Annotated in this window: 10 protein-coding genes; 2 read left to right on the top strand and 8 right to left on the bottom strand. The window is 36.2% G+C overall.

Features of this window, described 5'->3' with window-relative positions; all coding sequences use genetic code 11:
• Together CSW08_RS09095 and CSW08_RS09090 are read left to right on the top strand one after the other, a co-directional pair.
• The gene (locus CSW08_RS09095) at positions 1-315 is read left to right on the top strand and encodes a HipA N-terminal domain-containing protein (RefSeq protein WP_106659578.1); all 315 of its coding nucleotides are present in this window, start codon (positions 1-3) and stop codon (positions 313-315) included.
• Positions 308-1,237: a HipA domain-containing protein gene (locus CSW08_RS09090; protein WP_106659577.1), complete on the top strand. Its 930-nt coding sequence runs from the start codon at positions 308-310 to the stop codon at positions 1,235-1,237. The genes CSW08_RS09095 and CSW08_RS09090 overlap by 8 nt, the downstream gene beginning before the upstream one ends.
• 688 nt (positions 1,238-1,925) lie before the next feature.
• Here the strand turns inward: CSW08_RS09090 and CSW08_RS09085 are convergent.
• The 8 genes from CSW08_RS09085 to CSW08_RS09040 form a co-directional block, all read right to left on the bottom strand.
• Positions 1,926-3,191, bottom strand: coding sequence for an ice-binding family protein (locus CSW08_RS09085; protein WP_106659576.1), 1,266 nt, complete (start codon positions 3,189-3,191; stop codon positions 1,926-1,928).
• A 24-nt stretch (positions 3,192-3,215) separates the two neighbouring features.
• A complete protein-coding gene (locus CSW08_RS09080) occupies positions 3,216-5,177 on the bottom strand; it encodes a T9SS type A sorting domain-containing protein (RefSeq protein WP_106659575.1) in 1,962 nt (653 codons plus the stop codon).
• A gap of 370 nt (positions 5,178-5,547) precedes the next feature.
• Positions 5,548-5,946 carry a response regulator gene (locus tag CSW08_RS09070; RefSeq protein WP_106659573.1) on the bottom strand — a complete coding sequence of 133 codons (399 nt, stop codon included), beginning with the start codon at positions 5,944-5,946 and terminating at the stop codon, positions 5,548-5,550.
• Positions 5,918-10,054: a sensor histidine kinase gene (locus CSW08_RS09065; RefSeq protein ID WP_162495550.1), complete on the bottom strand. Its 4,137-nt coding sequence runs from the start codon at positions 10,052-10,054 to the stop codon at positions 5,918-5,920. Before CSW08_RS09065 ends, CSW08_RS09070 begins: the two co-directional genes overlap by 29 nt.
• A 745-nt stretch (positions 10,055-10,799) precedes the next feature.
• Entirely contained in the window at positions 10,800-11,105 is a 306-nt protein-coding gene (locus CSW08_RS09055) for a DUF6730 family protein (RefSeq protein WP_106659570.1), read from the bottom strand.
• Positions 11,106-11,122: 17 nt separating this feature from the next.
• Entirely contained in the window at positions 11,123-11,980 is an 858-nt protein-coding gene (locus CSW08_RS09050; protein ID WP_106659569.1) for a relaxase/mobilization nuclease domain-containing protein, read from the bottom strand.
• Positions 11,977-12,396 (bottom strand): mobilization protein MbpA, encoded by a 420-nt coding sequence (gene mbpA / locus CSW08_RS09045; protein WP_238987233.1) that lies wholly within the window; start codon positions 12,394-12,396, stop codon positions 11,977-11,979. The genes CSW08_RS09050 and mbpA overlap by 4 nt, the downstream gene beginning before the upstream one ends.
• A 97-nt stretch (positions 12,397-12,493) precedes the next feature.
• A partial coding sequence (locus CSW08_RS09040) for a toprim domain-containing protein (RefSeq protein WP_106659568.1) occupies positions 12,494-13,258 on the bottom strand: 765 nt, incomplete at its 5' end.

The following is a 13,258-nucleotide window of genomic DNA, read 5'->3' as shown; positions in this document are numbered from 1 at the left end:
ATGAGACAAGCAATTATATTAACTCACGGAAAAAGAGCTGGGATTTTAACAGAAATAGCCGCTGGCAACTATATTTTTGAGTACGATCAAAATTATGAGGGTGAAGCGATTTCTTTGACCATGCCCACGAACCATAAAAAATATAGTTACAAATCCTTTCCTCCTTTTTTCGAAGGGTTATTGCCTGAAGGTGTTATGTTAGAAGGTTTATTACGCATTGCCAAAATTGATAAAAAAGATTATTTCTCCCAACTAATTGCTACAGGAAATGATTTAGTAGGATCAGTAACGGTTCAATTATTGGAAAATGAATAGATGTCCCATAACATACGAATTATGCGGTACGAATACCTATAGCGAAAAAGGAATACGCATGATTGCCCCTAAATTAACGCACTTAAACGATTTGCCTTATACAGCAGTAGAATTACGTCAGGAAGCCGCTAATAGAGCTAAAAAACTATCGATTCAAGGAGTACAACCAAAGCTTAGTGCCTCTGTTTCTATTGTGGGTCAAGAATTTAAAATTGTTGATCAATTTGGAACATATATAATAAAGCCACAAAATGATTTGTTTCCACAATTACCAGAAAACGAAGATGTAACCATGCGAATGGCAAAAGCATTTGGCTTAGAAGTTCCTTTTCACGGAATGCTTTATGGTAAAGATGGTAGTTTATCCTATTTTATCAAACGTTTTGACCGCTATGGTAAAGGAAAAAAATGGGCTACAGAAGATTTTGCTCAATTAACTGGAAATACCAGAGATACAAAATATCGTTTTACAATGGAAAAACTCATTCCGGTACTTGACGAATATTGTTCATTCCCTGCTATCGAAAAAGCTGATTTTTTCAGAAGAATTCTTTTTTGTTTTCTAACTGGAAATGAGGATATGCATTTGAAAAACTTTTCTTTAATTACTAAAAATGGTAAAACAACACTCTCTCCCATTTATGATTTCCTAAACTCTACTATAGCTATTAAACATCCCGATGAAGACATAGCGCTCACCATGAAAGGAAAAAAAAGTAATTTGAAAGCAACCGATTTTATTGACTATTACGCCAAAGAAAGGCTACAACTCAACGAAAAAACAATAACTATAATTCTAGAACAAATAAAAAAAACAATTCCTATTTGGAAGGAATTACTTGAGATATCTTTTCTTTCTGATGAAATGAAAATAAAATATTTAAAGCTATTGGATACTAGAATAGTAATGTTTGAGCAATAACATGTTCCGTCTTTCTTTTATGCTATGCCATATAAATGCTGGTATTTGTACTTCATAGAACAGCTCCAGAAACTGATGACATGACTCCATCTTTTTGTGGATCGGTACCCCTTAGTCCGGCCCATTCATAATAATATAATTAGGACTAATATTAACAAAACCAGAAAAGATATACATTTTAGTTGCATCTAATGTGATAGCAGTACTAGCTGGGGTTGGCAAATCACCAAGTGAGTAAACATAAACAAGGTTAGAGCTAGTAGAAAACAAAAAAGATTTCCAAGCACCACTGCTATATTTTGGTTGTATTATAAATTTGCAATCCTTCTGCGGGTGCTGCGATATTATCTCTTTCAGTGGTAGTCATCTTCGGCATTAAAATTCCCTTTTTTTGCATTTGCATTTAAAGTGGATACATTAATATCTAACATTGCAGAGGCATCAGGACTGGTTGTCCCGATACCTACTTGAGCAAAGGTTTATAAATTAAAAGTTAAAAATGAAATCAGCATAGCACTTAAAACATATGTATTTATTGTTTTCATAATCTTAATTTTTAAAGTTAAGAAATGTGACATCTTCACCTTGGAAACCATAGGCACTCTATATATTTATTCGCCGACTTTTATGTCAAAGCTTATTGAGAATATTGTGAATCACTGCCCTATTAGTTTAAAATTCAAAGCAATTAATATCCTGAACGAATCAACGATAAGGTTCTATGGTCCAGCGTCGCTTCACCAGTATCAACTTTCCACCGTATTTCAATAGGTTCCCCTGCAATTACGGTAACCATAGCTTGAAGAGACACTATTGAATGAGACAAATTAATTATTCTGCTTGAATTCGCAACCTCCAAACCATTTTGATAAATACTGTAAGTAGTAGTACTTGGGCTACTTGTTGTACCTGCGGGATATTCTTCCCCAACATGTGTACCAGCCATTGTCAAAGTTCCTAATGCAGTACCCACATCTCCAGTGGTTGTGGCAGATGCTACATCTGAAACCGCACCTGAAGAGCTCCACATAGCAAATGTGGAAAGTATTCCTAAATTAACGGGAGCACTACCTGTTGAAGCAGTAATAACGACGCCCGCCCCAAGGGTTACTGCTCCCAACTTTGTAAACAGCCTTCCTTCAAGATTCGAATCGGCACCTAATGACACTGCTCCAGCAGCTGTTCCACCACCAAGCATGGTACCTTTCATTATTGTATTAGCGGCCGTTGACATGGCTTCATTAGAAACCCAGAATATATTTTTGGGATTTGCATTTCCTGTCAGTACAACAGTTGTACCTACTCCTGTAGTAAATGCTCCAGAGCCTCTTATAATAAACACCGAATTTGGGTCTCCACCCCCGTCCATTGTAAGTGTTCCGGCAATCGATGGTGCTCCGGACACATCATAGACACCTGCAGACAAAATCTCTCCACTACCAAAAGTTAGAACGTGTGGGACACCGCCTGGGTATGCCATTAATTGGTTATATAAACTTGCAGCATCAATAACACCTTGATCTGAACTAAATGTTTGACTGCTAGACAACTGGGCATTAAATAAAACCAAGTAAGTGCCTGAAGGAGGCGATAGTGTCATCCCCGTCACCAACAAATCACTAGTAGATGTGGTACTAATAATTCCGCCTTCGGTGACAGTATCAATCATAGATCCCGCTTGTCCTTTGATACCTATCCAATTTGGTACTGAAGGAATTCCAGTATTTAATTGACTATCATTCAAGGTAAGGTTGTAAATCATTAAACCTGTCGCTGGAAGTATGATAGCATCTCTTTGTTCTGTGGTTAATCTTGGTATTAATAACCCTCTACTGTCGGAATAAATATCTAACATAGATGAGTTGTCTGGAGTTATAGTTCCAATACCTACTTGTCCAAAAACAATGCTATTTATTAAGAAACATATTACTAAAATAAGTTTTAAATTTTTCATGTTAAGTATATTAATTAAATGGGGTTAATTTATAATTTTAAAAGATTTTTTATTTTGTCCAGATTCAATTAAAACAATGTACATACCTTTTTGATGTACAAAAGGGATTATGATGTTATCATCATGAGACAGCCTATTTAAAGACTCTATTTTTTGTCCTAATACATTAAATACTGTTACTTGATTAATTCCTATAAGATTTTTATTTTTGATTATTATCGCATCATTTTTGAAGTAAGCACTAATGTTGTTGTTAGTAAGGACCTCTTTAGTATTGTTAAGCGTTTCAGTAGCTTGAAAAACAATGCTAAACCTATCTAAATACTCTCCTGGAGGTAAATTTGGACTAAAATTAGATTCAGATAAATTGTAATACGTGTTTAATAATGAATCTTTAATATAAACAGGATCAGTAAAATTTTCAACGGCATCTAACATAATGACATGCTTTCCTTGTTGGGTAATTATTATTCCAATAGGGAACTCATATATATTGTCATAAGTTCCAACGCCTTGAATCACGTATTTTTTTGTTAGATCATTTTCAATAATATAAAACATTTCATCTTCTCTTGGATCTATCATCGTAGCGTCAAAACCCCTATTAAAATTTAAATCTGCATCTCTATTAGGCAAAAATGCTAACAAAAGTTGCCTATGAAACAGTTCAGGATCTTCATAACCCATTCTTATAAAACTTTCTACTGTGTCTGCTTGTGAATCACTTTTTTTAGTATTTGATTGTTTATAAAAATTTGAAACTTCTCCATCTTCAGTTTGAAAAGAACGTTGAGAATTATTGAAAGTAATTATTCCATTAGATATGGCTTCCACCATAAAACCCTGCCCTACTGCCATATATTGCTTTGGTATGGTTCCTGCAGCTGATCCTAAACCAGAGATTGATGAATTTATAGATGGTCCTACACCTCCAGTTAAGTTATAAATAGAATAGCCTCCAAGATAGGCTGCTAAAATATGTGAATTAGATCCGCCATCTACCCAAAACAGCAACTTGTCCAGTAGTTGCAAATTATCAGTTATAAATTTATCTGAATCCATAGCAGAAGGATATGGATTTCCTAATAGAGTACTTTGTCCAATAACTATAGGAAAAGTATAGTCTCCATCATTTGGCAGGCCTTTAAATACATAGTTTTGATTAATTGCTCCAGTTCCTTTCATGGTAAACCCAATACCAGGCGCTATCTTTAAGTCTTTATTTATTTTATCCCAACCTGCATATCCAGAAGTATTTGGTGAATAGGTATACAACCAGCGATCGCTTATGTATAATGGTGTTATTACATTATTACTTCCGTCTACCATTGCTGGAGAACCATTATATGGAGAACCATAATTAATTAAAACTTGTTGTGGTACAAATGAATTTATACTTGCATCGGTTCCATCAAACAATCCCCCATTAAAAGAAAAAGCTCCTGTATTGTTATTCACTGGTGATGACCAATAATTATATCCATAGGTACTTGAAATACCTTGTTGGTCTCTTAATAATTTTCCCGAACTCGGCGTATTAGCATTTGCACCAGTATGGGTTTGCACTAGTTGAGCTTCTCCTACTAACCGTAAATCACCACTCACCAAATTAACCATATTTACAACTTCTAAATCAAAGCCATCAGCTACAGAAACCCCTTTTTTAGTAACTCCGGTTACATTAACTTCTAGATTATAAAAATTAACATTGCCTGTTGTTCCCGAGATGGTTTGAGTATCATTTACTGAACTATTAAAAAATGTAGTTCCTGATATTGGTATTGATACAGTACCATGATTTATAAAATTGCTATTTAGATATAGATTTCCTTCATTGTTATGAGTTCCTGTAGATGTAATGGTGTATTCATTCCCAAAAGACACAAGTGTAGCCGTGTTAATTTTTAAAGTCCCTTCATTTACAATTTGCGAAAAAAGGGTGTAGATACTTAAAAAGTATAATAATAATAAAGCCTTGTATTTCATAATTAAGTAGGTATTTTAGGGTTATTAATGCTATGTATTTACGCTACATTATTTTTTATATTTGTTTTTATAGACGTACTGTTATTTAGTAAAAAAGATTCTTTTTTATTTTTTAACGTCATCGCCTCAATTAATTTCTCTTTCGTTAAGGGTTTTATTATATATCCAGAACAAAACGCAATACTTAATGCTTCATAAATGTCTTTTTCATTATTGGATGAGGAAAGAAAATAAACATCAATTGGTTTTTTTTTTAAAAAGTAAGTGAACAAATTTTTTGATTAATAAAACAATCAGTTTTGTTGTCATCGATGATGACTATTTCGTTAATATCTTTCATGATCCTAGATTTTGTCTAACAGGTTCGGATTTAAGCAATTTTATAAATATGTTCCTTAAGCATATTTACATCCAAAGGCTTCATTAAAAACATCTTCACATAAGAGTAGCGCGCTGCTCTGTCAATATCCCGCTGGTCGCTCGAGGAACTAAGCATAAAAATATCACACTTACTTTTGATGGTGTCAGGTAAACGCTCATAGTCATCTAAAAACTCAAACCCATCCATTTCAGGCATTCTAATGTCAAGAAATATAAAATCTGGAATCTGTTCCGGCTCGTTATGTACGGTGTCCAGAAATTTTAAAGCTTCTATGGCCGATGACACAGCAATAATATTTTCTCCAATTTTATTCTTTAAAAGCAAATGCTTTGTTAAGAAACTATCAATCTTGTTGTCATCAATCAGTAATATTGTTTTCGTTTTCATCGTCGAGTAAATTAAAAATGGTGATTGTAAATTTTGAACCAACTGATTTTTCTGATTCAAGCGTCATAGTTGCCCCAAGCCTATCAATGGTTTCCTGTACAATGTATAAACCTAGTCCTGAGCCCGTAGACTGTGTGGAGGCACGATAAAACATTTCGAATATTTTTTTCTTGTCTTTTTCAGCAACGCCTATACCATTATCCTCTATAATAATCGTTGCATTTTTCCTGTCCGATTGAACTGATACATGAACAAATGATTTTTCTTTTGTGTCGTCTTTGTATTTTATGGCATTGGAAATTAAATTATTAAGAATGATGTTTATTCTTCTTTTATCCGATATGAATGCTGCTTTTTGTTTAACATCAACCTTCAACTTAAACTCGCTAGCCATCTCCATAAATTTATGTTTTTCAAGCACTTCCTGAATCATATCATCAAATACAATATCCTCATTTTCTAATTCTGTTCGTACATTTCTTGAATACGTGAGAATATCCCCAATGAAATTATCCAACTTTAAAACACTTTGTTTCATCATGCCCAAATATTCTATAAGCAACTCGTTGTTGGGTTCAACTTCATCGGTCGTTATGTCTATCAGACCAAGCAAAGAAGCAAGCGGAGCTCGTAAATCGTGCGATGTACTGTAGACAAAGCGATCTAATTCGGTGTTGGTCTTCTGAAGTTCTCTATGTTGTCGTTCAAGATTCTGTTCCACTTTTTTCCGTTCTGTGATGTCTCGAATAAAAGCACAACTAAATTCTTTATCTCCAAATTTTATATAGTTAGATCTTATTTCTACTGGGAATAACGAGCCATCTTTTCTTAGCTGTTTGGCTTCAATGGATATAGAATGCTTTTTACGTAGTTCTGGAAAAAAAGCAGACCACGTTTCAACGTTGAAGTCCAGGTCAATATCTGGTACTGATAGCCTTAGCAATTCCTGACGCGTATACCCAAGTGAAACACATGCCGCCTCATTAACATCAACAATCCGGGCATCAGAGGTCATCCAAAAAATGGCATCACCTGCATGGTCAAAAGTAAATTGAGTTAATTCCAACTTCTCCTTTGCTAAAATAGGTTCAGTAATATCCTGCAATATTCCATAAAGGCGGATGGGTTTATCGTTTTCATCCAATTCAATTTTCCATTCGCTATAAACATATTTTAGAATGCCATCTCTTGTGAATATCCTGGAATAGAAATGTGATGCAGCAAAAGTTTCAAAAGTTTTATGAATTTCTTCCTGTACATAGGCAGCATCTTCAGGATGAACGAAAGATAAAAATGCTTCAGAAGAAGGCGCTATCTCTCCGGGGTTCATTCCACAAATATGATAAAACTCATCTGACCAGGTATTCACTCCGGCAGCCAGATCAATTCCCCAGTTACTTATATGGGAAAGTGCTTGTGCCTCTTTTAACCTGGCTTCACTTTCCTCTATCTTTTTTCGTGACAGCACTTGTTCTGATACATCCACTGCAAAGAAGAGAATGCCATCAGTTTTTCCGTTACTGCCTTTGTGCGGCTGGTATAATAAATTCAAATAACTATCAACAAGTATTCCATCATTATTGGCATCTAATTTAATGAGTATTTCATTAGCATAAAAAGTTTTCCCCGTTTGATAAACGCTGTCTAATATTTCAATAAACCCTTGCTGCATGATCTCAGGCAATACATCTTTTAAATTCTTACCAATAATATCCTTTTTGCCAATTAATTGTAAGCACGGAGGGTTTGCCATTTCAAATCTGTGGTCAGGGCCGCTTAATACGCCCATACTGGAAGGGGCTTCAGAGAACAAATCAAAAAATTGCTGCCTCTCAATTTCAAAAGCTTTTTCCAATCTTTTTTTCTCGGTAACATCTCTTGCTATCCCATATCTTACTTGACCCTTTTTATCCCATCGGGCAGTCCATTCAATGGGCACCAACGAACCATCTTTACGTACATACCGGTTTTCAAAATGGTTGAGATTGTTGCCTGTCATTACCATAGCCGATGTTAACTCTGTTCTATCTTTATCTTCGCGATAAACAAAATTGACAAGGGATTTGCCTATAAGCTCCTCTGGCTTATATCCCCAAACGGCTTCACTTGCAGCACTTACCTTCAGGAAATTCCCTTTTGCATCAACAGCACAAATGACATCCAACGACGAGTCCATTATTTTAGTAATGTCGCTTAGGGCGTGTTGAAGTTCATTGGAAGTAATAATCAGTTTGTTTTCGGCTAGTTTACGTTCAGTAATGTTCAGATGAGCCACCACCAACATTGCTACATTACCTTCAAATCTTTTTACATTCATCCCAAACCATCGTTGCTCGTCAGGTGAATGGCAGGGATATTCAAGATAAAAGCTTGTGCTCTTGTTATTCATAACCTCCATCATTCCGTTCAATGCTTCACCGGCTATTTTATCTCCACTTGCGGCTGACTGACGGCACACTTCAAAATAATTGCTTCCTACACCAATGCGCTCCAGTGTGGTTTCTCCGTTCTCCAATGCAAATTGTTTCCATGTTTCATTTACCGAAATAATATTTCCTGTACCATCAACTACAGCAATATGCGAAATTAATGAGTTAAGCACTCCGCGGTTAAAGACTTCACTTTTTCTGACTTGCTCTTCCGCTTGTTTTATTTTTTCAATGTCGGTGCAGTTGCCGTACCATTTTTCTATTTGACCCTGTTCATTAATCTTTGGCACACCCCTTATCAACCACCATTGATAGCTTCCATCATATTTTCGTAATCTACATTCAACACTATATTCCGCAAGGTTAATCACAGCATTATTCCATGCTTCCCACGCAAGTGGTTTATCATCTTCATGAAATGGAATTAACCATCCGTCTCCATAGCTTTGCTCTAAGGTAAGACCTGTATAATCCACCCACTGTTTATTGAAAAAAATATTTTTGCCATCTCCTGTTGTTACCCAAACCATCTGAGGCATTGATTCAGCCATGGCCATGATTTCCTTTTCGCTTTCAATAATAGACTCTTCCGCAACCTTTTTTTCAGAAATATCCCTGAAGTTGGATACCAAAGCGTTAATGCCATCTTCTTCAAGTAAATTAGTAACCACGCCTTCGCACCAAATCCAATTCCCGTTTTTATGGAGTCTCCGTTGCTTAAAGTCAAATGATTTGCCCGGCGTTTTTAATAGGGCATCTCGTTTTTGAAGATAACTTTCAATTTCATCGGGATGAATTAAACCCAGCGGGTATATATGAAGAAATTCTTCCGATGAGTATCCAAGTGACTTTTCCACGGAAGGACTGCCATACAAAGCCTTGCCTTCACGAGTTTTCAGCGTTTTCATATCAACACCATGTTCTATCAGTGACCGGAAACGCTTTTCGTTTTTAAGTACAAGCATTTCCGTATCCTGGTGTATTTTTTCTTTTTCAAAAAGGTCAACTCCAAAGGATATATCCTCTGCCACTTCCCTGAGCATTTTAATTTCTTCGTCATTAAATAAATTCGTTTCAGACGAATACATATCAAACGTCCCAATCACTTTTCCTGACTTTTTTATCGGAAGAGAAACGGCAGAAATAAAGCCGCGAGCGGCTGCATAGTCTTGCCACCTTATTATATCCTCCGCCTGAATATTCGGAATAGCATAATACTCGCTTCCATGCAAAATTTTGTCCGTCAGTCCTTCAATATGATAGGTTTTATCAGAAAGCAGTTTTATATCTTCTTCTGTTGAGCCATTGCTTGCAACAAGTTGGATTTTACGCCTTGAAATATCTGCAATTCCAATCCAGGCCATTTTGAAATTTCCGATTTCAACAGCTATCCGACAGACTTCGTTAAATAATGTTTGCTCGTCTTTTACCCTTAAAATGGTTTTATTGATATGGTTGAGAAAAGAATAAAGGCGATTGACTTTATTTAATCTTATTTCAGTTTCATGAAGTTTATCGTTTGAAGCCGTTAGCGCAACTGCTCGCTTTTCCTTTTCCATTTGTTGAAAAGCAAGCTCTTTATTGGCGATAATTAGTTCATCTGCTCGTGCTGCTTTTTCATTGCTTTCAAAGAGGCGCAGCTTGTTTGCAAGGATTAGCTCTTGTGCCCGCTTGTTCATGACTTCATTCTGAAGTGACAATTTATTAATTGCATTTTGCAGCCTCTCCTCCGTCGAAAGAGTACCTATAGAATCATTTGATTTATCTTTCATCTTTACAATTCAATTAGGTATTATTAATATGAGAGGGAGTACTAGTTGCTTTGGGTAAGGTGTGATGAATACATTTGTATGTTTCCAAATATTCAGAGGACTATGTTTTATCACCTCATTTCATTGACAAAGATAGTTTAAATAAAATCCTAAATGTCAATTAATTAGAACAAAAATAGTTGATTAAAGAAATGTAGTATATGATTCTGGTCATATAATAATTTCAAAACCAGACAAATGGTAAGACAATGTGTGGCAGTAGAATTATTTGAGGTTATTAAAATTGGTAAACCATCCAATCAGGACAGATGTATATTAAAAATTTAAAAAAACTCCCAAAGGAGCCATTTGAGTAAAATTATGAAAATAGAGTTGACAAAAAGCAATATAGGACTCTCCTTACTACTATCCAACAGGTCTTCCAAACGCCATTGACAGACCATTTCCGATAATTGTAATATAAGGACTCCCAACACAATGGCTTTTCTTAAAAAAACACCTGTGTGGGCAATTGGTGCCATTGAACTCCTGTCTTTAATTTGTAAAGGATAGCATTGACAATCTCAACAAAAGGAACTGTTGGGGGAAACCCTCGTTTTGGTAATGGTACACGAATTGTGGCCTTACCCGAATTACTAAAATTCATTAATATTTAACACAATACTATTGCTCCCGCTCCAAATAATACTGAAATTATAAACACCACTACCGCCCAATTAGGATATATTTTAGCTTCCTTTATTTTATTGTTGAAACGATTTTCAAAACGTTCTATACTATTTAAGTGTGACATCATTTGTTTTTGATGCACCTCAATAATGGCTTTGTATTCCGCAACATCCATTTTGATTTTAGTCGTATTCAATTGCTCACTGATTTTTTCCAGCCTTTCAATGCTCTTGTTAAACTCATGGAGTTCATTGACCAAAAGGGCGGTCAGTTCTTCAAGTTTTGTCATGATTGTTATGTTTAAGTTTAATATCCGATTCCTTTTTGGATTGCTTTTTTAATGATGAACTTGGTTATTTTTAGAGCTAAGTTTGGGGTGAGGTCAACTACTTTACCAGCTAGTTTGATACTTGCATTATTTTCTTTTAAAATACTTGCTCCCTGAATCCCGGACATCTGTTTTCCAATATTCCCAATGGACATATTGCGATGGACTTCGCTGCCCTTAAGGTTATGTCCATCAAACTCAAACCGAAAGCCCTGAAGCTTATTTTGGTTGTTAATGGTCGGGATGACCTTAACTCCATTGGTCTCCATCGCCTTGACATAATCATCAAAGGATTTGGGCTGAAATTGTTTCATGGCCAGATCATGTCTTCGCTTGATTTCCGTACGGATTTCCATCGAGTTAAAGGCCTTTTCAAATTGTACCTGTTTGACCGTGGTCAGCTGCATACATTCCGCCACCCTTTCAGCGGCCAATTGGCTGCGCTTACCAATAAAACTATCGTTATAGGCAACGCCCCTAAAATCAATACGGTTGACATATAAATGGATGTGCTTATGCTCCTTGTCCTGATGCACAAAAGCAATCGCTTGGCGTTCGCCCAGATTCATGTCCTTTATAAAACGTACCGTGATGTCATGTAGCTCCTTTGTTCCCAAGTTTTTTCCATCTTCAATGGTCGGACTGATGACAAAGGAGAGGGTATTCTTGGTACAATGGTAGTTCAGGTCCTGAACCATTTTGAATTCCTTGGTTATTTCTGCAGGGGAATCGCCATGCAGGAATTCCTTCAGTACGATCTGTGCATCCTTTTCCTGGTTCCATCCGTAGGACATGGAAGCCCGGGTATGCGATATGCTTTTTCCTTTTCCTATCATAGTTGAAACTTATTAAGGTGCGCCTTGATGTCGTTAGCCAGAGCATGGACTTCTTCCATAAGTTTGGGATTCCGTTTTTTGAACATGTTCCCAATCGATTTAAAATTATTATGGTACTTGATGAGCATTTTATAAAGTTCAATGTGCTCCTCCGTAAAACGTTCAGTAATTTCCTGTTCAAATAGGCTACGTCGTATATATTCACTTAATGTCAAACCGCTTCTGGCTGCCTTGATATTCAAAAGCTTCTTTTCATAAACGCTGCATCGAAACTTAACGAGGTCTCCCTTCCCCTTAAACACTCTTTTTTTTTCTTTGCGACCTTCGGGAGCAAACGAGAATGTGTCCACAGACACACATCTCGAATTCCTACCCATGGACAGTTCCGTTTCCGAAATGTTCAGTACCACTCCCATGTCCAAGACCTCCAAATTATTCAGTGCTTCGGTCGGAATCTGTACCGTCCGCTGTTTTTGCCCTTGGTTAGTTTTTGACTTAAAATCAAAGTTATTGTCATCTTCCATCACACAAATAGTTGTTTAAGTCTTTATGGTTTTTATAGGTATCACTTTTATCCATGACCTTATGATTGGTATCCATAAGGTATTTAGTAGCTCCAGTTCCTGCCGTATCGTTATCCAAATAGAGCAAGGTCTGTTCATAGTTATTGATATAGGGTTCTATGTCCTTTACAAAGGCAATGGAATTCAGGACCATAATATCCGAAATGTTCAACAGTTCCTGTTCCAATGTGGCCAATGACAATAGATCGAACATGCCTTCCAAAATGATTAACCGTTTACAATTCCGTTTTATATGGGTGTAGGATTTGGGACTGCTACTGTTTTTAAATAGCTTGTTCCGAAGTTCCCAACCATTTTTAGAATTTCTTAATCCGATGGCAAAGAATTGAGTCTCCTTAAACCTATACCAAACTTCTTTGCAATAGGTATTGGCAACCATTAATGAAATACCTCTGGAATTCAAATATTGAATCAGGGCAGGGTGCATGATGTCCTGGACTTTAATGATTTTAATATTGGTACATGGGATTATGTTAATTGCCGTTGTATCCCACTGATACCGTTGTTCCATTATGTTAATTGGAATGGCATCACTTAAAAACTCCAAAGCTTCTTTTATGGAACATTTTAAAATTTTGCATACCAAATCTATCACATTACCTCCAATACCTTCACCGTGGTCGTACCATCTGTTCTTGGTTCTGGAGACCTTGAAAGAGGCTTGGGTTTCTGACCTGAAAGGACTCAGAAACCA

Origin of the sequence: Confluentibacter flavum (genome assembly GCF_002843175.1) — a bacterium.
Lineage (GTDB): Bacteria > Bacteroidota > Bacteroidia > Flavobacteriales > Flavobacteriaceae > Confluentibacter > Confluentibacter flavum.
Note: the sequence above shows the minus strand (reverse complement) of the source record. Positions and strands in the feature narration are given on the sequence as shown.